Below are 20737 nucleotides of genomic sequence, written 5' to 3'. Positions count from 1 at the left end.
AAATTAAAATCTACAACTCGCTCATTTTACTATAGTCTGGGGACACTGCCATACAATACCTATCTCGCGATCGAAAACTTCGAGCGATATATTCTCAGTTCGTAGTTTAGTTTAATTTCAATATCTAATACCTGTCAACAAAAGCAAAACTATAGCAGCGACCCCAAACATGATAGTTATCAGTCATTCCCTATTCCCTATTCCCTATTCCCTATTCTAAAATCTAAAATCTAAAATCTAAAATCTAAAATCTAAAATTGGTTTGATTAGCCCTTCCCGATTCCTCTTCTCAAATTTATTTAAGATTGCGAACCAAATACATATCCAACTCGCCCTTATTTTTAGCAGAAATTTTTCCTCGATATTCGCAGTCACAAAAATCTCTAACTAATTCATACGTTGCGTGAGAGATATTGATATTTCCAGGTAAACCGGAAGATTCCATCCGAGATGCAGTATTCACGGTATCTCCCCAGACATCATAGGCAAACTTTTTATTGCCAATTACTCCAGCAAGTATGGGGCCTGAATGAATGCCAATGCGGATCTCCCAATAAGCAATATTTTCTTGAGCTTTCTGCCTTTTTCGCAGCTCCATGAACTGTTGAATTTCTAGGGCAGCAAGTACAGCGTCAAAGGCGTGTGTTGGGGTAGGCGTAGGAATTCCCGCCGCACACATATAGCTGTCACCAATAGTTTTCAATTTTTCCATAGAGTATTTATCCATCACGCGATCGAAATAAGAAAAACAATAGTCTAGTTCGTCAACTAACTCTCGCGGCGTCATTTTTTCTGATAACTGAGTAAAGTCTTTAAAGTCAGTAAATAAAACCGATACGCAATCATAATAAAGTGGTTCAACTTTGCCGTTATTTTTGAGTTCCTCGGCAATTTCAACTGGGAGCAGGTTTAACAGTAGCTGGTCAGATTTGTGCTTTTCGGCATCGAGTTCGGCATAAAGCCTATTTATCTCTTTAAAACGCTCAGCATTGCGGATGGCTGAGGATAGTTGCAAAGCCAAAAGATAGCCAATCCGCAAGTCTTCTTGAGTGTAAGCTCGCGGCTTAGTTGTTGCAAAATTAATTGTCCCTAAAACCTTACCTTCGCTTTCCAAGGGAATGATAATTTGGGAAGCGTAGGGGTATAAAATAACAGTAGCACCCGCTTCTTGAATTAATTGAGGTTGACGTGTTTTGAAAGCCTTGTTAATAGGGCTGCCCTCTGGGAGGGCTGCAATATCTATAGGGATATGCGGCCCAAATAAGGTTGTGCAAGCATTAGTGCTGTGCAGGCAAACGCTACAGTGTTCAAAGTCGAGCAGCCATTTGGCTTGCTTGCCTACTACCCGCAAAATCTCGTTAAGATCTAGGGTGCGGTTAATGGCTGTGGCAACTTCGTTGACGGCCGAAATGCGGATGGAAAGCGCTTGAGCTTCTGCTAACAAACGGCGGGCTGTCAACAGAAGTTCTTCTCGATCTAGATCTTCTAGCCGCTCGCCCATAATAGGGGTATAAAATATAGATTACAAAGCATCTATTTCAAGGGCAATGGAATCTGTATATCGGTTGACACAGCTAAACAAGTCTGCTGTCGCAATAATTTCAAAGATTTCAGAATCATCTAGCCCTAAATCCCGCAGGTTTTGGTAATCAGATTCTGTCATTTCTAGGGGTTTTGTAGCAGCCAGCAAGCCAAAGGTAATTACGGCTTTATCGCGTTTTGGCAACGGGCAGTTGGCAAAGTCAGAAACTAAGGTTCGCAGGATTTCTTCGCTCATCCCCAACGCTGACAATCCGTGCAGGTGAACTTGAAGAGCGTACTTGCTATTATTGGATTGGGAAATAGCGACGCCGACCATTTCTTTAAGCGTGCGCGGTAAGTCTCCTTGCAGGATTGTTCCCCGGAATTTTTTCCAATTTGCTTCTAATAAGTCAGGTTTGATTGCCATTGACTTGAACAGATTGGGGACGATGCCAAACCCCAATTCAGTTAAGATTTCTTCGTACACTGCTTTGGCTTTAGGATCGGTAAGTTGCTCGTATTCTGTAAGTGGAAAGTGCGTCATTGTTTTATTAAATTTTACCGCAGTTAATTTTGATGTGGATTTATAGTTTGTTGATGTAACGCAACTCAAAGGGTGACGTTACGAGCTATCTTGGGTTGAGTCGGATTGATGATGATAATGCACCGCTGCGAGCAAACCGCGAATCTTGAAGATGAGCTAGCAACAAATCAGATGCTTGAGCCTGGATTAAACCTGCAATTATAGCAGTAATCGGAGCTTATAAAATTCTGTTGCGATCGGTTCTTGCTGCTAATCTTAGATTTCGCAATGGCTGCTGTCAAGTATTGGCAATTCATCAGGCGCGGCGGCGCGAAATCCCTTCAAAACTCTTGAATTTGATAATACTGCCTGTGCGCGAATTTTCAGGCAAAAAACATTATTCGATCGATAGGACTCCACCAATGCTCAGAATCTTAGGGGCGGGGGCGCGCACAGGGAAAAAACAAATGCTGTTCGATCGAGTTTATTGAATTTGTCAGACGCTCGATCGACAACCCATGCCCCAGACAAGCTGGGCTAACGCCTGCGACTGGAGTTATCATGGGTAAACTGTAAACTTCTATCATTGTCGCTGCATTTGCTATGAACCCTGCCCTAACTCAATTTGGCGCTCAGATGTCCCACCTCACGGGAGTTCGGGCAATTATGAAAGATATTATTGAAACTCTTAGAGCCGGCAGCGGGCAGGAGTTTATCAATTTGAGCGCCGGAAATCCGGTGATTTTGCCGGAAGTCGAGCAGTTGTGGCGCGAGTGTACTGCGGAACTTTTGGCGAGCCCGGAATACGGCGAGGTGGTTTGTCGCTACGGTTCCAGTCAAGGTTATCAGCCGTTTATCAATGCGGTTTTGGCGGATTTCAACCAGCGTTACGGATTGAATTTGACCGATCGCAATATTCTAATTACTCCCGGCAGTCAATCTATTTACTTCTACGCAGCCAACGCTTTCGGCGGCTACACCGCACCCCCCCAATACCAAGGGGGGGAAACGGCCAATCAATCCCCCCCTTACCAAGGGGGGGCTAGGGGGGGTAGCCTTAAAAATATCGTCCTACCGCTGAGCCCAGACTACACGGGTTACGGCGGCGTTAGCTTGATTCCCGAAGCGGTTGTCGCCTGCAAACCCACCCTCGATATTGATGCGGGTGCTCACAGGTTCAAATACCGCCCGGATTTCAGCCAACTGTCGATCGGCGAAACCACCGGTTGCGTCATTTTTTCCCGTCCCTGCAACCCCACGGGCAACGTTCTCACCGACGACGAAGTTAAGAAAATTGCCGATTTAGCAGCCGCTTTCGACGTGCCGGTGTTCGTTGATTCCGCCTACGGCCCTCCCTTCCCGTCCTTGAATTTTACCGAAATGACGCCGCTTTTTGGCGGCAATATCGTACACTGCATGAGTTTGTCGAAAGCCGGATTGCCGGGAGAAAGAATCGGAATTGCGATCGGCGATGAACAAATCATTCAAATATTAGAATGTTTTCAGACCAATATGTGCATTCATTCGCCGAGATACGGACAGGCGATCGCAACTCTGGCCATTGCTTCCGGCGCTCTTGCCGATATTTCCATCAACGTAATTCGGCCGTACTATCAAAGCAAATTTGCGATCGTAGAAAGCACTCTAGAACAAGCAATGCCGAAAGATTTGCCGTGGTTTTTGCACCGGGGCGAAGGAGCAATGTTCGCGTGGTTGTGGCTGAAAGATTTGCCCATGACTGATTGGGAACTGTATCAAGAATTGAAGAAAGTCGGCGTAATCCTCGTGCCTGGAAGTTCTTTCTTCCCCGGTTTGCGGGAAGATTGGCAGCACAAGCACGAGTGTTTGCGGATCAGTTTGACTGCCACAAATGATGAGATTGAAACTGCAATGAAACGCTTGGCTCAAATGGTAGAAAAGGTTTATCAGTCTTGATTTCTTCTTATATCAAATCTGGGGAAATCCACATTTTTTCTGATTCTGCGGTTGAAACCGCTCTGCAAGTCAAACTTTCGTCCTAGCTCAGAGGGACAAGCGAGATCGAGGTGGTATTTAAGCCGGATTCGGTATGATTTCTCAGTCTCGCGTAGGTAGATTTCGTTTGTGTAGTTTGAGGTCAAAAGCAATTGCAATCGCCGACTATGAGCGGGGAGTTTTTAACAATTAAACCACCCGATAAACAAAACTCAGAGTTGCCCAAACATTCACATCCAAAGCCAAATCATCCGTCGATATCCCCACTTTCTGCACCCCCGGAATGCTAGCCGCGTGCAAATCTTCGAGTACCGCCCGCGCCACATTTAAAGGATTCAACAACACTCGAATTGGCTGGGCATCCCTCGTTTGCTGCATTTCGGCTTCTATTGCAGCCAGAGTTTGAGCGAAGGGACTCTCACTAAATATAATCAAAGTTTCCGCAAGTCCGATCGCCCCGGATACCGCCCACCCGCTCGCCCCAGCCACCGGCACGGTCAAATTCTCCCCGGGAGCGATCGCCCGGGACATCCCCCCCACAGAATCTTTGCCCTCAGCGCCGAGCACTGACAGCCGTCCCGCGCTATCGGAGCCAAACAGCGCAAAGTAAACCGGGCGATCGCTCTCGTTATACAAGCCGTACTGAAAGCGGTCGCCTTTTTTCACACTTAATATATAGCTGGTGACCGATTTCTCGCCTTTCCCCCTCAGCGGTTCCAGCAGATAATCACCGCCGGCCCGCACCGGCTCCCGCTGCACCACAGCCGGCGCTTGCGGTGCGAGAGTTTCCAGAACCGCCCGCACCTTCAGGCGCGAAGACCCCTCATTGACTGTCAGCCGCAGCAATTTCCCCGCATGCAGCGCTTTCAAATGCGGAGTCAAGCGCTGCACCGCCACCTTGACGGCTTCTCCCCCGTCGCCCTGAGTATCGGGAATCAGGATTTGAGCCACAGAAAACAAACCGTAACGGCTTTGTATCAAACCAGGCTCCTGAGCCGAGACTGTTTCGGCTAAAGTCGTTTCCGGGACTCTGCCGAACCGACAGTCAGCCGGTTGGTCGCTACCTACGGCCGCAACTTGCGGCACAGTCGCAAAAGCACTGGTAGCGTCCACGCGCTCGATGCGTTCCAAACCAGAGTCCAAAGCTACTGTCAAACCGATGTTTCGCGGCAATACCCGAATTTCTTCCCTCACCAGTTGGCCGGCTGTTAGTTGCCGATTTGTTATATCGAACCCGTCTAAAACTTGGGCTTTAGCAGAGAGGCCCGTGCGTCCCCGCAGCAAAAGCCGGTCGCCCTCCGAGGAATCCAAAGCAAACACAGAACCCCCACAGCACTCCAAAACCCCCGGCGACAACCCGCCCAGCCACAACTGCACAGTTTTGCCGCCTTCTTCCACCGCCGTCACAGCGCCGTCAGCAGCAGGGGAATCGAACATTAAATTTGAAAAATTTACCGCCAGCGGCGCTGTTAAATCGTGATTCAGAATTTGCGGTTGCTGCGATAACCCCGTGATTTGCTCGACATTACCCGCGGCGCGGCTGAAACTGACGCTGAAGCTGCTAGCCGGAGTGGCCCACCACAAAGTTTGAGTGAGGGCGTAGGTAAACAAACCTGCACTAAATCCGTTCCAATCTTGTTCGGCGGCGATTTGAGAATTGGCGGCCGCAGCAAGTACCGTGGCTGCAGGACGGAGATTTGGCCGGGATTTGAGACCTTCGGCGAACGTTAATTCTTCGAGGCTCGGCTCGCCGATGGTGGGGCGGGAGCGGGAGCGAATGCGAAAGTTGCCGTTTTTGGGGAAACCCGGATAGGTGTAGCTGGTGTCGAGGATGGCGATCGCATTTTCTGTTGCGAGCGATCGCACCAACAGCAGCAGCGTTTCCTCTAAGATATCGTTCACCGCCCGGTTTGCTAACAGCGGCAAAACATCATCCGCCGGCACCAAACTGTTTTGCATTATTCCGGAAGACTCAGGCAAACTGACTCGACTACCGCAACCGCTAAAGTGAAAAACTACCACGTCACCGGGTTTTGCTTGTTGAGTCAAGTGAGTCGCAAAAGCCGTCTCGATATTGTCCCTGGTAGCTTGAGCGTCAGTCAAAGTCAAAATGTCAGACGGCACAAACCCAAACCGATATGTCAGCAGTTCCCGCTGCAATTCCACATCCGTGAGGCAGCCGCGCATGGGCGAGTCTGGATATTTGTCAACCCCCACCAACAAAGCCAATTTGCGGGCTGTCGGCTGGGCTAAGGCTTGGAGGTAGCGCGAGCCCAACGGCAGCCACAGGGCCTCGCTGATTCCGATGGCGGCCAGCATCCGGCCAGCTTGCTGCAAAAATTCCCGCCGCTTCAGTCCCATTTTTAAATAGCTTTGAATTTTAAGTTCTGAATTTTAACAATACTTACGCAAAAACCCGGTTTATGCACGTAATTTGGTCGTATGCGCTCGATCGCGACAACGAGAAACCGGGTTGTTTTGGGTAGCGTGCGATCGCGAACTGTTTCAGTTAAATTCCCTCAATAATTTTAGGGGGCATTAATTAGATTGTGAGTGTTTAGTATTAAGAAAACTTTTAAGTTTTAACTTTTCACTTTTAACTTTTGTCCTGGACGCACTCGCCCACAAAGAAACCGGGTTTTTTAACCGAAATTGAGGGTTTTAAGCACGTATTTTTGTTCCAAAACCAGATTTCGACGCGCTTGGGCGTCCAGGACAAAAGTTGTAACTTGTCAACTCAAAACTCAAAATTCCCAACAATTCAGAATGCCGCCCAGACAAGGTTCAAGATTTAAATCTCGTAACTGAAAATATTCATTGCCTTGGCTAATTCTGCGGCGACTTCCGGCCGGGAAAACTGCGGCGGTGGCAATTTTCCAGCGCGCAGCATTTCCCGAACTTTGGTTCCCGACAAATGCACCCGTTGTTCGGGAGTGCTCGGGCTTGTTTTAGTTGTAGCCATTTGTTCCGTCAGCGTGCAATAGAAAGCGTGCTCGAATTTCATCGGCACAATTCCCAATTCTCCCGGCTCAAATTCATCAAAAATATGTTGGGCATCGTAAGTACCGTAATAATCGCCAACTCCAGCGTGATCGCGACCCACGATAAAGTGAGTGCAGCCGTAGTTTTTGCGAATTAAAGCATGAAAAATTGCTTCTCGCGGCCCGGCGTAGCGCATCGCCGCCGGATTAATTGCCAAAATTACGCGATCTTTTGGATAGTATTTTTCTAGCAGAATTTCGTAGCAGCGCATCCGCACATCAGCCGGGATGTCGTCTTCTTTTGTCGTCCCGACTAGCGGGTGCAGGAACAAGCCGTCTACTGTTTCTAAGGCGCATTTTTGGATGTATTCGTGGGCCCGGTGGATGGGGTTTCGGGTTTGGAAACCGACTATGGTTTTCCATCCTTTTTCTTTGAACAGCATTCTCGATTTCGCCGGGTCAATTTGGTATTGGGGGAAACGGGGATCTGGTTCGCGTTCTAACAGCCAAATGTCGCCTGCGAGGTTAACGGGCCCGGATTTGTCTAGTACGAGGACACCCGGGTGTTTGAGGTCGTCGGTGCGGTAGACGTTGAGGGCTTCTTCTTCTTTGCTGTAGTGATATTTTTCTGCAAGTTCCAAGAGTCCGACAAATTCGCCCGCCGGCGAGTCGAGGCGCACTAAAGTGCCTGCTTTCAGGGTGTCGGCGACTGCTTGTGTTACCGAGAGGGTGATGGGAACCGACCAAGGAAGGCCGTTGGAGAGGCGCATTTGTTTGACGACCGATCGATAATCAGCTTCGTTCATGAACCCTTTGAGGGGACTCAGGGCGCCGATGGCGATCATTTGCAGGTCGGAGATCGATCGATCCGAAAGCTGGACTCGCGGCAAAACTTCTGCTTTGTCGAAAAATTCTTGTCTTTGGTCTAGTGTGGCAATGCGGTTGACCAGGATGCCGCCGTGAGGGGCAATGCGGTCTAGATGCTGGCTCATGTCGATTTGAGTTATTTGGTTTTAGCTGCCAGAGTACATAGTATCAAGCGGTGGCTGCAATTCTACATTTTTTAATTGTTCTGGAATTGTACAGAACGCTGCTTTTGTGGCGCTGTAATTCTTTAACTGTAAACTCGCGCACTCAAAACTCTAAACTTTCCCTTCAAGTCTGCACTTGAAATTCTTCTGGATCGATTCCCCAATTTACCCAGCTAATCGCTTCTTTAGCAGAGCGCACTTTTGGCTGCACTCGCAAAACGTGAACGTGTCCCGTACTCGGACAAGTCATCTTTAACAAATAAATTGGCTCTAGGTCAATATTATTTTCAATTTTCAACAAAGTATATTCTTGCCAAGTATCCAATTTGGTTGCTTGCAATTCTTGACAAATTCTCCGATAGCCGATCGCCTGAATCAAAACTCGCCGCACTTCGGCATTCTGTTCTGTTAACAGCCATGAAGCTTGCCAAGAGTGGGGCGGAACTTGACCGATTGTTTCCGGCAGTCGGACGCCGCGATAAGAGTATACACTGAACTTGTCAGCAAATTCAACCGCTGGTTGACCTTCTGCGTGGAGCAAATATTCGCTGTCAAAATGAAGTTGGATCGGGCGATCGCACACAAAGCACATTTTCTCAAACGGGTAAATCCAGCCGCAGTTTTCCACTAAGGATTGAAAGGCTGAATATAAAGAGCGATCTATCTCCAATTTTAACACTGAAATGCAAAAATCCACCCAACTTCCGTGACAAGCGGAAAATTCTGAAACTATGCAGTTATTGTTGTAAAAAAATTGGCGGTTCAGGATGCTGTCACAACCGCTATCTAATTCGCCGATAAATCTGTTGAGAAGTTCATCTTTAATTCGATCGTGCAATTGACCTATCCATTGGTAGAACAGCGGGTCGTAAAGTTGGCTGTAAACTTGGTTTTGCAGTTCCATGCCGAGTTTATACCTCAATTGATTGTACAATCTAGTGTGAATTTTGTTGAGAATTTCCCTGCCCAGCTCGCTCCCCAAATCGCCTTCTATTAGCGGTTCAACTGCTTGCAAAGCTGTGTAAGGGCTGTCACAGAAAATAATTTCCGGTTCAGGAAAGCCGATGATGTTGTAGGCGGTGTGGATGGCGGCTGTCGCTTGCGGGCGATCGATCGGTTTTATCGAAAGTCCAATTAGCCGCCACTTCTCGCGATAAGTCGGAATTAGGGCTGTCTGTTCTGGAGTAATTGCGATCATTGGTACAGCTAGATTATTTGATTGGCGGTCAAACTTTTTAGAGTTCGCATCCGGTTAAAAAATCTACATTCCTGGAAACACGCTTCGCAAAACAACCCGGTTTCTCGTTGTCGCGATCGAGCGCATACGACCAAATTACCTGTATAAACCGGGTTTTTGCATCCAGGACGGTTTGAGATAGAAAGCGAGTGAAAATAAACTCAACTGGCTTGTATAAAAACTTACACAAAAAAAACGGTTTTCTGCGAATAATCTTGGTTTGGTAGCGAAGTATCTAGGAATAAACCCGGTTTCTTACCCCTGCGCAAGTCCTAATACAGCAAATCTTGCAGAATTTGTGAACCGCTCTTTTTTGACTTCTGACTTCTCTGGCGACGATAACTAAATCATTCTTGATTCTAAACATTTAACCACTGAAGCAGTACCCTGGGCGCAGGCAACAAAATAATTAACAAAAGCCCGATCGCCAGCAACCCCAAAAAATCCCGGCGGTCGTCCAATTCGCTAACATCATTGAGCGCCGGTTCGTCGTTTAGCGGCGTCAGAAACAAAATAATTGCCCACAGCAGCAAACCCTGTTCCAAAAACGCCAGCAGCAGCATACAAAGTCTAGCAAATTGCCCGATCGCCATACTCGCTCGCTGGCCGAACATCGCGTGCACGATGTGCCCGCCATCGAATTGCCCCACCGGCATCAAATTAAACGCCGTCACAATCAAACCCAAATAACCCGCCACCGCTACCGGATGCAAATTAATCGCAGTTTCCGCATTCAAAGCGCCCCCCAAAGTTAGCTTGCTCAACAAAGTCATCAGCAGCGAAAATTTGGGAGTAAAAGAGTCAAAATTTAACATTCCCGACTTGTCAGACAGCGGTACAAGAGTCGAATGATCCAAACCCCAAATCAACAACGGCACTGTCGCAACCAAACCCGCAAGCGGGCCGGCAATACTGATGTCAAATAAAGCTCGGCGGTGGGGAATTGGACTCCGCATTTGAATGAAGGCACCAAAAGTTCCCAAGAAAAAAGGAATCGGAATAAAATAAGGCAAAGTCGTGCGAATTTTGTAGAATCTGGCAGCTAAATAGTGACCGGATTCATGAATTCCCAAAATTGCAATCAGAGCCAGCGAGTAAGGCAAACCCTGGAGCAACATTGACGGGTTTGCCTGCAAAGCTTTTTCAGTAACTCCGGCCATTTGCGCCCCGACAATCGTAGTCGTAAACACCGTGATCAGCACCAAAGCTAATGCTAAAAACGGCCTGGTTAGAGATGGAGTTTTAAGGCCTGTCAGGGGAGTTTCCCCGGCTTTGCTGCTGGGATTGGGAACGAGGGCAAAAAAAGGTTGACCGCTCAAGCTGTTTTGAAATATTACTAAAAAGCGATCGCCAAAATGCCTCTCCACATTCTCCCGAATCGCCTGATAAGCTGCCTCTGGATTAGTGCGCAACTGTCCGCGACAAATTACAGCCTGCGGCCGAAATTCCAAATCTCGCAAAAAGTAAATTGACCAAGGAAAACAATCGCGCAAACTCGCTTCTTCTGCTTGATCTATCGGGCGCAGGGGAGGTTTTGGGTTTGCAGGTTCAGTCGCAGAGTCTGCTACTTGCTCAGCAGTTTCGCTGGTAATTTTCTTGCGCCCCAACTGTACCAAAAACCAGTACAAAAAAGGGCAAACCAGAAAAGGTATAATTACCAACTCCGGCGGTACTGTTTTGCTCGTACCGTTAACTAAAACCCAACCACTCCAAATCAGCGCCGGTGCCATCATTACCAGCCACAGCAGCCATACCGGAGTTCGGGTGATGCGGCTGGTGCCGTTGTGCAACAAGAAGTACGATATCAGTCCCAATACGAACAACCATAGTAAAAAGAACATAATATTTATTCCAGTCCTTCTCAATACTTCCTTGAAACAACAGAGTTCAGTCTCCAAACAACCCAGGCGCGTGCTCGACAATATCTTTGCTTTCCCGCCTAACCGGGATACCCTGGGTGCGACAGCCTATTTCATTGTAGAAAACCAAACTAACATCCTGGTGGATTGTCCCGCTTGGGATGAGATTAACCAAACATTTTTGCGGGAACACGGCGGCGTGCGAATGCTGTTTCTCACCCACCGCGGCGCTATCGCTAAGGCGCGGGAGATTCAGGAAGCCACCGGGTGCGATATCCTGATTCAAGAGCAGGAAGCTTATTTGCTGCCGGGTTTGAAGGTGACGGTTTTTGAGCGAGAATTTGCTTTGAACGATCGAACTTTTGGATTTTGGACTCCCGGCCACTCTCCCGGTTCCTCTTGCCTTTATGATAGTGGCAGCGGCGGAGTGCTTTTTTCGGGCAGACACTTGCTCCCCAACCGAGAAGCAGCCCCAGTACCGCTGTTGACGGCAAAAACTTTTCACTGGCCCAGGCAAATTAACAGCGTGAAGTCAATTATCGATCGATTTTCGCCCGAAACCTTACAGTATATTTGTCCCGGTGCAAATACTGGTTTTTTGCGGGGAAAAGGAGCGATGGATCGAGCTTTTGAGCAATTAGCCAATCTGGATTTAGCTGTTTGTTTGCAGTCAAAACCTGACCTCTAAATGTATGCTGCAACATCAAAAAAATCTTTGATGCGCTAATAATTATAGCCGTAAGGTGCGCACTGCGCACCCTACATTATTCTTCAGTCTCAAGCCAGAGGGACGAAAGTTTGTATAGTGGCGGTTGCAACCGCCGATTGTTATGGAAAAAACCGAAAAACAAAAAATGCTTGCCGGCGAATTGTATTTAGCTGCCGACGAGCAATTAATTTTAGATCGCCAGCGAGCCCGCCGCCTGGCCCGAACCTACAATTCTACCCGCGAAGACGAACCAGACAAACGGTTAGAAATTCTCGCAGAATTGTTCGGTGCAGTTGGCCCAAAAGTTGAAATCGAGCCACCTTTCTACTGCGACTACGGCAGCAATATTTATGCGGGAAACGGATTGTACATGAATTTTGGCTGCGTGATTCTCGACTGCAATCGAGTTAACATCGGCGAGAATTTGCTGTGCGGGCCCTACGTACAAATTTACACCGCTTTTCACCCCACAGACCCGGAAATCAGACTTTCAGGCCTAGAACTCGCCGCAGAAATTAATATTGGCAATCATGTTTGGATTGGCGGCGGCAGTATTATTTGTCCGGGAGTGACTATTGGCGACAATAGCACGATCGGCGCAGGCAGTGTTGTTGTCAAAGATATTCCCGCAAACGTCGTGGCGGCGGGCAATCCTTGCCGAATCATCCGGCATCTACCTTGATGTGGTACGATCGACACGCTGGGGCGATCGGCTCTTTGGAGCTGAACCCAGAAATTTTAGATATTAGAACAGCCCGTTTGAGATTTTCCAGGTAAAATCCCCCGGAAAAATCTGTGGAAAAAATCTAAAATCTCAAATCGCTTGATTTTTCGCTCCCAGTTTTCAATTCCTACTCAAAAGATTTTATGACGACTGCAACAGTTTATCCTAACGCTCCCGATCTCTCCACCGACGACTATATAGCAGTGGGTTTAGCCACCTGCTTCATCAAAGAAGAAGGCGAAGTTTTTGAAGTGCAAGTAATCGAAGCTATTCCATCAGCAGCTTTGGAAGCAATTGTCAAGGGAATTCCCACATCTTATCAAATGGCTTGGGGCACAACTTTAGGAGCTGTTCTCGACGGCGAATCACCCAAAATGCTGCCTGAGTTCCCGGCATCAGCTCAGTTTAGCGAAGAATTCGGCTTTCGGGCGATCGCTGCCGCCCGCACTTACAAAATTCGCCCCCAAGCTAAAGTTCACATTCCCTTGGGAACAGTTCGCAACGACTTTACTTATTCCTTAGAACGCAAAAGAGTGCTTAACTCAGAGCGCGTCATTCGCACTGAAGACAATGTGAAACAGCACGAACACACTCACAAGGTTCTTTAAATAAACCGCCTAACTGTGGCAATTTAGCACCGCCTCAGCCCGCGAATGCACCGAAAATAGTTTTGAGTTTTGAGATGTGAATTAAAGATGTAACAAGTTTTTCGTTCGTTCATTCATGAAGGAAAAACTTTTAATATTTCGTTATTAAGACAAACACCAAACATCTCAATATAGGGTGCACGCTGCTCGCATCACCTAATTAACATAGATTATTAACGACTGTTAAGAAAAGTCTTAAGTTGTTGATAAAATGTTTGAATCGGTCAAAAATATGGTAGAATTTCGTTCCAGTTTAACAAGGTGAGCGAGCAGGCGGGAAAAACTTAAAAAATCCCCGCAATTATTGAATGCTAGTAGCTTCAAACTACTGACAGAGGGGCGAGTGAATCGCAGATAAGCTGAGGATTTCAATTTCACAAATTGGTCAAACCATGCGAAGCTTTGCGAGAGTGAAGTGGTGGAAATTAACTCGACTATTGCCAGCAGGATTTAGGGGCGAATACCATGTTCGGTACAAAACTGCGCTCTTAATTTTGGGCGGAACAATTCTGGCAGCTAGCATCACTGGTTTTATCAGCTATCAAAGCGTTCGCCGCTTGACGATCGCCAATTTAGAGCGAAATGCTTTGTTAGAAGTTAGGGAGCGCGGTAACAAGATCGATCGCTGGATCGGCACTAGAAAGGCCGAGATCGAAATCCTCGCCAACACTCCTCCCGTTCGTTCGATGAATTGGCCCGTGGCACAGCCTTATTTAAAAGCTGAAGTAATTCGGCTCAAAGAATTCCAGCACTTTGCATTAATTGCACCCGACGGTTCTTATTTCACTACAAAAGTCGGCAGAGCCTTGATTAATGTCAGCGACCGCCAACACTTCAAACAGGCAATGGCTGGGAAAGTCTATGTTTCAGATCCTACCATTTCTCGCACGATCAAACGACAAAGTATTGTTCCCATTTCGGCTCCGGTGTGGTCAAATTCGGCAAATTCTCTTTATAAAAAAGCCGAAAAGCCGATCGGAGTAATGAACGGTGTCATTAATATCGACAGAATTGCTGAAGTAGTAGGAAAGCTGGAATATGGGGCAGGAACTTACGCTTTTGTTCTCAATTCTCAAGGAGTCCCGATTGTACATCCCAACGATCGGTTAATAGGAAATATCGACAAACCGGCTCCCAGTCTTTTAGAGTCGGCAGATGCTAATTTGGCGAATGTAGCCCGGGAGATGGTTTATCAAAAAACGGGCATTTTGCTGACTAAAATCAACGACGCCAGAGTTTATGTTGCCTATCTTCCTTTAGAACAAGCTGAATGGTCGATCGCTCTGGTAATTCCCCACAACAATCTCGAAAAAGAACTGCTCCCCTTAAATATACTCGCAGCAGCAGCCGGCGTACTCTTAACCGCAGCTATTTTCGCAGAAATTGCGGCACTCAAGTTGTTTGCCCTAAACTGCCTTCACACTCGCGCAGAAGCTTTTTTCCACCGCTTGACCAGTCGCATTCGCGCTTGCTTGCACCTCGATGGCATCCTCCAAACTACAGTAGACGAACTCGGTACTTTGCTGAAGCTCGATCGAGCAATTTTCGGATGGTACGATCCCCGACAAGATACTTTAGAATTTTGCTGGGAATATTGCCGGGAAGGTTTGCCGGGGCGCTTGGGAATATTCGGCGTTCCAGGAGGGCCCTCTGGAGATTTAGCTGCACGGCTTCACCGCTGCGAAACGATACTGCTACATAAAACCGCCGCCCTTGATGCCACAGCGTCTCAGGAAAACGCCCATATCGAACTCACAAACAGCCGCTACGCAGCACTACCGGTACTGACTCAGACTAATCGCCTCGGATATCTCTTCGCCTGCGCCAATCGGCGGTTTGCGACTCCCGAGGAGGTGGAAGTTTTGGAAGCAATTGCCGACTCGCTGGCGATCGCCTTTTCCCAATCCCAACTCCACGGGCAAATTCAAGAGGATCTCAAACTTGTGGAAGAAGTCTTAGCCACACTCAGAAACACCGAAGAGCATTTAGTACATAGCGAAAGAATGACAAGTGTCGGTCAACTAGCCGCCGAAGTTGCGCAGGAAATTAATAACCCGATTAACTTTATTTACGGCCGCTTGATTCACCTCAACGATTATATCAAATATTTGCTCCATATAATTCGCCTCTATCGCGAACAATATCCCGAACCTGTGCCGCGAATTGCCAAAAAAATAGAAGCCGGCGACCTAGATTTTATCAGCCAAGAGTTGCCGCAAATTCTCAACTTTTTGAAAAGAGGAGCCGATCGCGTTCGCCAGATAGTCCTGGCTTTGCAAAAATTTTCACTTCCTGACGAAGCTACCAAAGAACGCGCCAACGTTAATGAAAGCATCGACAATATTTTGCTGTTGCTCGCTCACCAACTGGAGGAAAAAATATTAGTAGTCAAGGAGTACAACAACCTGCCGCTAATTTTGTGTTATCCCGGTCAACTGAGCCATGTATTCGCGAGTCTGGTCTGCAATGCTATTGATGCTGTTAAAAGTATTGAAAACTCCGCTCAAATTATTACAATTACCACCGATATTGTCGAGGATTCTAGAGGCAGGTTTATTGTAGTAGCGATCGCCCACAACGCTTCTACAACTCCTCCGGAAATTCACCACAGAATATTTCACCACTTTTCACATACTAAATCCTTAAAAAATTTTACAGGATTGGGCCTGTCGGTTTGCTATAAAATTATTGTGGAATTGCACGGCGGCAGCCTTACAGTTCAATCTCCTGTTCAATCCAAAACGGGGGGTGGTGCTGAGTTTATAGTGGAATTGCCGATCGTTTGATATCGCATCTTGCCGCCAGGGAAACCCGTAGCAAATCTTGCCAAGCTGCGCGAAAAGCTTAATTTAGGTTTGTAGTGAGGAATTTAGCGGTCAGAAAACAGAGGGCTGAAGTCCTCACTACAAACCTAACGATCATTTGTTAACCCAAATTGCTATGATAGGATTAGGGAAATAATAAAGGTGCAACCACAGCAAACAACCAACCTCCCATTACCAAGACTTCCGCAACAATTAATAAAATATTTCTGTTCTTTTTCAAATTAAGCATTTTCACATTAAGAGCGATCGATCAAAGAGCGAATTTTCTTCCACCAAGCAGCCGGCGAATCTTCCGGGCGATATGCGGCATCAAACATCGACAAAATTAGCGGCAAACCCCCCACCTTCGCACTCATCAACAAGTGCATTGCCAGACAAAATACCAATACCACCCAACCAGAAGCGTGTAAATAATACCAAACCTGCGTCAATTCCCCAGCCGGCAGCCATTCTTCCTTAACCATACTGCCAGAAGCGATCGCCCAAGTCAGTGCCAGCAACATCAACGTATTCACAATCCGGTGCAAACTGTACCACCAAATCGGTTTTCCTAACTGCGTTAGTTTGCCAAAAGAATCCGCCTGCACCAAGCGTTTTTGACCTGCGTGGAAACTGTACAATGCAAAAGCCGGCATTATTCCTAACAGCAACATCTTGCCAAAAGTGCCGTGAATCCCGATAATATCTGCAATCTGAGGCACGGGGACTTTGCCAAACCGCCCATCGTAGGTGTTGTAAACCAGAAATGCGCTCAAAATTGCTAAAAGGGCGATCGCAGCGTTAACCCCATGCAGTAACCTGAGCAGCACTGGCTGGTACGGTCTAGATGGCGCCATAGTCGATTCTGCTACTTCATAAATAATCTTTTACACAATACAGCTAAGCGCCCATTTTTTCAACCTTCGCCAATTGTGAAATAAATCTGAGATAAAAATGAAAACCTTATGAAAAAAGCGCAATAATATCAAAGTTTAGTGTAAAATAAAATTGCTAAAATAAACACTTTATTTATAAGACCTAACACTTTACCAAAATGGATACAGCCACTACCATCTTACTTTCCTTGGGACTAGCTGCAGATGCTTTTGCTGTCGCTGTTTCGAGCGGTTTAGCCATCAAACACATGAAGGTCAATAAAGCTTTAAAAATTGCCTTGTTTTTCGGATTTTTTCAAGCTTTAATGCCCGTAATAGGATGGTTAATAGGTCTTAGTTTTAGTTTTTTGATAACACCGATAGACCATTGGATAGCTTTTGGGCTTTTGAGTTTCATTGGCGGGAGAATGATTTATGAATCGCTGCAAAGCGAAGAATGCGAGAAAAAGTTCAATCCCTTAGATACTGGGACTTTGATAACGCTGTCGGTGGCGACGAGTATCGATGCTCTCGCAGTTGGCCTCGGATTTGCAGTCCTGAAAGATTCTATTGCTCCTGCTGTGACTGCGATCGGATTTATTACTTTCTTTTTAGCCTTTGCAGGCGTGTTTATCGGACACAAGTGCGGCAACTTGTTTACTAATAAAATTGAGATATTGGGCGGAGCAATTTTGATTTTTATTGGCAGCAGAATCTTGTTTACGCACTTAACAGAAGTGCCTTTAGTTATCGGCAATTAGTCATTAGTCAGCAGTTATTAGTCAGCAGTCATGAGTCGAACAGTGACATCAAAGTCTCTGGTGGCTGCGATTTCCAATTACCAATTTCCCAAAAATGCTATAACAGCAATATTGCGTTAAAGGACAAAATTCTGTGCTGAAACTTTATGGCGGAGCCCGCAGCAGGGCCTCAATTGTCAAGTGGTATCTAGAAGAAATCGCGGTTCCCTACGAATTTGTGATGCTGGATATGCAAGCAGGTGCACACTTGCAGCCAGAGTATCTCGAAATTAACCCGATCGGCAAAGTACCGGCAATTGTTGACGGAGATTTGAAACTTTCGGAATCCGGCGCAATTTTGCTGTATTTAGCTCAAAAATATGGTAAAATGCCCGACACTTTGGAGGAGCAAGCTCAAATCGTGCAGTGGGTCGTGTTTGCTAACGCTACGCTGGCGCCGGGAATATTTACAGAATCAACTCGCGATCGCGAAACTCCCCGCTTGTTAACACCGCTTAATCAAATCTTCGAGAAACAGCCGTTTTTGATGGGCGATGAATTCGGCGTCGCCGACGCAGCAGTAGGGTCAGCTTTAGCCTACATTCCAATGATGCTAAAACTAGACCTCAGCCCTTATCCGGCTGTTGTAGATTACATCAAGCGGATCTCAGAAAGGCCGGCTTTCAAAAGTGCGATCGGCGGTATCTGAAGGCTGAAAGAAAAACGAAACAAAACTTAATAGCTAAAAGCAGGGGCAATTGGTGAATTGTCCCTGCTTTTGATGAAATCAAACTTATCTAAATCCCACAGCCGCCTGCCAAACAAAAGCCAGCAGCAAGAAAAATACGGGAATGACCGGCAAAACATTAACCAAAGGCTCAAAAATCGAATAAGCTTCGGGCAGTTTTGCTAAGAGTAATGCAGCTTCCATGAATCAACCTACCTATCCAACAGAATTTTCATAATTGTCGCATATCTTTACCCAAGGCAATCACGATCGATCGACTCTCGGTGCAAGCCAGTAGGCAAACTCTTCAGTAAATCGATCGGCCAAAATCGCCTCCCGCATCCTCCCCGTAAAGCGAATCAACTCCGTCACATTGTGAAGCGCCAGCAAAGTATACCCCAGCACTTCGTTAGCCCGCGCCAAATGGGCCAAATAAGCCCGACTGAATTTTTGGCAGGTATAACAAGGACAAGACTCATCCAGCGGAGCAAAATCTTCCCGAAACCGAGCATTTTTCAAATTCCAGCGTTCCCCGCCAACAAAAGCCGTCCCGTGGCGGGCCAGCCGAGTCGGAATCACGCAGTCAAACATATCTACTCCACTAGCCACCGCCAGCGCCATTTCCCGATAAGTCCCAATCCCCATCAAATAACGCGGTTTATTTGCCGGCAACAGAGGCGCAGTCACCTTCACAATCTCTGCGATCAAATCCCCCGATTCCCCCACACTAACCCCGCCGATGGCGTAGCCCGGTAAATCCAAATCTACCAACTGGTTCGCCGCGCGCGATCGCAAATCGGGGAAAACGCCCCCCTGGACGATTCCAAACAAAGCTTGATCCGGGCGCGAGTGAGCTTGAATGCAGCGTTGCAGCCAGCGGTAAGTGCGATTTGTGGCGGCCTCCACCTCCTCCCGCGTAGCGGGGTAAGGGGGACACTCGTCAAAGGCCATAATCACATCAGCGCCCAACTCATTCTGAATTTCGATCGATCGTTCCGGTGTCAAATTAATCATGCGGCCGTCGCGGGGAGAGCGAAAAGTCACCCCATCATCAGTAATCTTCCGCATTTGGCTCAAGCTAAACACCTGAAAGCCACCCGAATCCGTCAGCATCGGGCCCTGCCAAGCCATAAATTTATGCAATCCGCCCGCGCCTGCGACAATCGCTTCCCCGGGCTGCAAGTGCAAGTGATAAGTATTTGCCAAAACCATTTGAGAACCCGCCGCCTCAAGATGTGCCGGCGTCAAAGTTTTGACATTAGCTAGCGTCCCCACTGGCATAAACTTCGGCGTTTCCACAACACCGTGGGGAGTGGCAAAAACCCCTGCACGCGCTTGGGTATGGCTGCAATTAGCCTGACATTTAAAAGAAAATTTCGCCTTGTCCTCAGTCATTAGTCCCCGATGCTCGTTAACCGCTACTCGGCCGTCCGTGTTATTTAATCTATTGTTTATGACATCGCGACAAAAAACTCATGACCAAGAATTTCTAGATGGTACCCGCCACGTGATTTATCCGTGGAATCAATCCAAAATCGACAATCGAAAATCCTCAAGCCCCCGAATTTATCTCGCGCAAGCCAATCCAAAATCGACAATCGAAAATCTAAAATCGAATGACCCCGCCCAAAAACGGAGACAAGTTTCCGACAATCGCCGTGGAAGGCAAAAAATTTTAGACCTTAGTTCTACTTCCCAGATTCAAAGCTGCGAGTAAATCTAAAATCTAAAATCTAAAATCTAAAATCGACTGACTGACGATTAAAACGGGGAATCATCTTCGTCCAATTGCAGATCCCAGTTGCCTGAGAGTACCTGATCGACAACCGCATCCAAAGCCGCGGCATTTAAACTCCGCGCGACTTGCTCTTGCAAAGGATTGGAGAGAGGAATTAACCGCAACTGCCTCCCATCTTGAATCAGGTCAAAATAAGCACCATCTTCAGGGGACTGTTTCAGTTCTAGGTAATCAAAACTATACACGTTCAAATAAAGCGCATGGTTGGCAATTAGGGTAGAACGGTGGGGGTTGGCGAAGACTTCGAGTACATAACCTTCCCCTTCGCTGTAAATCTTGCCATCTTGTATGTGAAGGTAGCGGACACGTCCTAAATCAAACAGCAATCTTTTGATATCGCGCTTGTTGACGACAATGCCTGTATCGATGATGCAAGGAGCAACTACCCTGTTATTCAATTGGTCGTGACTCATGGAGTAAAAGCCTCTGTTGTAGTATGTTCCCCTCTAGGAAATCAGGGAGTTAGCTAGAATTCTTGGGAAGGGAAACGGGGATCTTGAGTTTAGTAATTTTAGATAGGGAGCTTTGGGAGCGCTGCCTGCAGAGGTTTTCCGGGGAAAAGAACTCGGACAGGAGGAATGCCCGAT

Annotated in this window: 17 protein-coding genes; 7 read left to right on the top strand and 10 right to left on the bottom strand. The window is 47.1% G+C overall.

Features of this window, described 5'->3' with window-relative positions; translation table 11 throughout:
- Positions 1–295: 295 nt before the first annotated feature.
- Both QUA80_RS05565 and QUA80_RS05560 read right to left on the bottom strand, forming a co-directional pair.
- On the bottom strand, positions 296–1501 hold the full coding sequence (locus QUA80_RS05565) for an adenylate/guanylate cyclase domain-containing protein (protein WP_333422184.1): 1206 nt from the start codon (positions 1499–1501) through the stop codon (positions 296–298).
- 21 nt (positions 1502–1522) lie between these two features.
- Positions 1523–2065 (bottom strand): carboxymuconolactone decarboxylase family protein, encoded by a 543-nt coding sequence (locus QUA80_RS05560; RefSeq protein WP_333422182.1) that lies wholly within the window; start codon positions 2063–2065, stop codon positions 1523–1525.
- 582 nt (positions 2066–2647) lie between these two features.
- Between QUA80_RS05560 and QUA80_RS05555 the strand changes: the two genes are divergently transcribed.
- A complete protein-coding gene (locus QUA80_RS05555; RefSeq protein ID WP_333422180.1) occupies positions 2648–3979 on the top strand; it encodes a valine--pyruvate transaminase in 1332 nt (443 codons plus the stop codon).
- Between the two features lie 228 nt (positions 3980–4207).
- Here the strand turns inward: QUA80_RS05555 and QUA80_RS05550 are convergent, their stop codons facing one another.
- The 4 genes from QUA80_RS05550 to QUA80_RS05535 all read right to left on the bottom strand — a co-directional run bounded on the left by QUA80_RS05550 (position 4208) and on the right by QUA80_RS05535 (position 11108).
- On the bottom strand, positions 4208–6379 hold the full coding sequence (locus tag QUA80_RS05550) for a caspase family protein (RefSeq protein WP_333422178.1): 2172 nt from the start codon (positions 6377–6379) through the stop codon (positions 4208–4210).
- A gap of 430 nt (positions 6380–6809) precedes the next feature.
- Positions 6810–7991, bottom strand: a complete 1182-nt coding sequence (gene sat, locus QUA80_RS05545; RefSeq protein WP_333422176.1) for a sulfate adenylyltransferase — start codon at positions 7989–7991, stop codon at positions 6810–6812.
- 163 nt (positions 7992–8154) lie between these two features.
- Complete coding sequence (locus tag QUA80_RS05540) at positions 8155–9228, bottom strand: DUF6745 domain-containing protein (protein WP_333422174.1); 1074 nt, start codon at positions 9226–9228, stop codon at positions 8155–8157.
- Positions 9229–9626: 398 nt separating this feature from the next.
- The gene (locus tag QUA80_RS05535) at positions 9627–11108 is read right to left on the bottom strand and encodes a site-2 protease family protein (protein ID WP_333422172.1); all 1482 of its coding nucleotides are present in this window, start codon (positions 11106–11108) and stop codon (positions 9627–9629) included.
- A 31-nt stretch (positions 11109–11139) separates the two neighbouring features.
- On the opposite strand from QUA80_RS05535, the gene QUA80_RS05530 reads away from it, so the two are divergent.
- From QUA80_RS05530 to QUA80_RS05515, 4 genes are all read left to right on the top strand, one after another.
- Positions 11140–11814, top strand: coding sequence for an MBL fold metallo-hydrolase (locus QUA80_RS05530; RefSeq protein WP_333422171.1), 675 nt, complete (start codon positions 11140–11142; stop codon positions 11812–11814).
- A gap of 142 nt (positions 11815–11956) precedes the next feature.
- On the top strand, positions 11957–12517 hold the full coding sequence (locus QUA80_RS05525; RefSeq protein WP_333422169.1) for a sugar O-acetyltransferase: 561 nt from the start codon (positions 11957–11959) through the stop codon (positions 12515–12517).
- 185 nt (positions 12518–12702) lie between these two features.
- Complete coding sequence (locus QUA80_RS05520; protein ID WP_333422167.1) at positions 12703–13167, top strand: hypothetical protein; 465 nt, start codon at positions 12703–12705, stop codon at positions 13165–13167.
- A 431-nt stretch (positions 13168–13598) separates the two neighbouring features.
- A complete protein-coding gene (locus QUA80_RS05515; RefSeq protein WP_333422165.1) occupies positions 13599–15992 on the top strand; it encodes a cache domain-containing protein in 2394 nt (797 codons plus the stop codon).
- Positions 15993–16267: 275 nt separating this feature from the next.
- Here the strand turns inward: QUA80_RS05515 and QUA80_RS05510 are convergent, their stop codons facing one another.
- Positions 16268–16867: a cytochrome b/b6 domain-containing protein gene (locus tag QUA80_RS05510; protein WP_333422163.1), complete on the bottom strand. Its 600-nt coding sequence runs from the start codon at positions 16865–16867 to the stop codon at positions 16268–16270.
- A gap of 197 nt (positions 16868–17064) precedes the next feature.
- Between QUA80_RS05510 and QUA80_RS05505 the strand changes: the two genes are divergently transcribed.
- On the top strand, positions 17065–17646 hold the full coding sequence (locus tag QUA80_RS05505) for a manganese efflux pump MntP family protein (RefSeq protein WP_333422161.1): 582 nt from the start codon (positions 17065–17067) through the stop codon (positions 17644–17646).
- A 133-nt stretch (positions 17647–17779) separates the two neighbouring features.
- On the top strand, positions 17780–18334 hold the full coding sequence (locus QUA80_RS05500; RefSeq protein ID WP_333422159.1) for a glutathione S-transferase family protein: 555 nt from the start codon (positions 17780–17782) through the stop codon (positions 18332–18334).
- An 84-nt stretch (positions 18335–18418) separates the two neighbouring features.
- Here QUA80_RS05500 and QUA80_RS05495 read toward each other — a convergent pair whose 3' ends face one another.
- The 3 genes from QUA80_RS05495 to QUA80_RS05485 form a co-directional block, all read right to left on the bottom strand.
- Positions 18419–18556, bottom strand: coding sequence for a photosystem II reaction center protein K (locus QUA80_RS05495; RefSeq protein ID WP_006634808.1), 138 nt, complete (start codon positions 18554–18556; stop codon positions 18419–18421).
- Positions 18557–18616: 60 nt separating this feature from the next.
- Complete coding sequence (gene tgt, locus QUA80_RS05490; RefSeq protein WP_333422157.1) at positions 18617–19747, bottom strand: tRNA guanosine(34) transglycosylase Tgt; 1131 nt, start codon at positions 19745–19747, stop codon at positions 18617–18619.
- Positions 19748–20113: 366 nt separating this feature from the next.
- A complete protein-coding gene (locus QUA80_RS05485) occupies positions 20114–20563 on the bottom strand; it encodes a hypothetical protein (RefSeq protein WP_333422155.1) in 450 nt (149 codons plus the stop codon).
- Positions 20564–20737: the final 174 nt, after the last annotated feature.

It is taken from the genome of Microcoleus sp. F4-D5 (assembly GCF_036704885.1).
Classification (GTDB): Bacteria; Cyanobacteriota; Cyanobacteriia; order Cyanobacteriales; family Microcoleaceae; genus Microcoleus.
This window is presented reverse-complemented; position numbering and strand designations above follow the sequence as displayed.

Bases quoted from the DNA above. Each gene is read 5' to 3' on its own strand.
- QUA80_RS05565 (WP_333422184.1), bottom strand. From the start codon at position 1,501: ATGGGCGAGCGGCTAGAAGATCTAGATCGAGAAGAACTTCTGTTGACA.
- QUA80_RS05560 (WP_333422182.1), bottom strand. From the start codon at position 2,065: ATGACGCACTTTCCACTTACAGAATACGAGCAACTTACCGATCCTAAA.
- QUA80_RS05555 (WP_333422180.1), top strand. From the start codon at position 2,648: ATGAACCCTGCCCTAACTCAATTTGGCGCTCAGATGTCCCACCTCACG.
- QUA80_RS05550 (WP_333422178.1), bottom strand. From the start codon at position 6,379: ATGGGACTGAAGCGGCGGGAATTTTTGCAGCAAGCTGGCCGGATGCTG.
- sat (WP_333422176.1), bottom strand. From the start codon at position 7,991: ATGAGCCAGCATCTAGACCGCATTGCCCCTCACGGCGGCATCCTGGTC.
- QUA80_RS05540 (WP_333422174.1), bottom strand. From the start codon at position 9,228: ATGATCGCAATTACTCCAGAACAGACAGCCCTAATTCCGACTTATCGC.
- QUA80_RS05535 (WP_333422172.1), bottom strand. From the start codon at position 11,108: ATGTTCTTTTTACTATGGTTGTTCGTATTGGGACTGATATCGTACTTC.
- QUA80_RS05525 (WP_333422169.1), top strand. From the start codon at position 11,957: ATGGAAAAAACCGAAAAACAAAAAATGCTTGCCGGCGAATTGTATTTA.
- QUA80_RS05520 (WP_333422167.1), top strand. From the start codon at position 12,703: ATGACGACTGCAACAGTTTATCCTAACGCTCCCGATCTCTCCACCGAC.
- QUA80_RS05515 (WP_333422165.1), top strand. From the start codon at position 13,599: ATGCGAAGCTTTGCGAGAGTGAAGTGGTGGAAATTAACTCGACTATTG.
- QUA80_RS05510 (WP_333422163.1), bottom strand. From the start codon at position 16,867: ATGGCGCCATCTAGACCGTACCAGCCAGTGCTGCTCAGGTTACTGCAT.
- QUA80_RS05505 (WP_333422161.1), top strand. From the start codon at position 17,065: ATGGATACAGCCACTACCATCTTACTTTCCTTGGGACTAGCTGCAGAT.
- QUA80_RS05495 (WP_006634808.1), bottom strand. From the start codon at position 18,556: ATGGAAGCTGCATTACTCTTAGCAAAACTGCCCGAAGCTTATTCGATT.
- tgt (WP_333422157.1), bottom strand. From the start codon at position 19,747: ATGACTGAGGACAAGGCGAAATTTTCTTTTAAATGTCAGGCTAATTGC.
- QUA80_RS05485 (WP_333422155.1), bottom strand. From the start codon at position 20,563: ATGAGTCACGACCAATTGAATAACAGGGTAGTTGCTCCTTGCATCATC.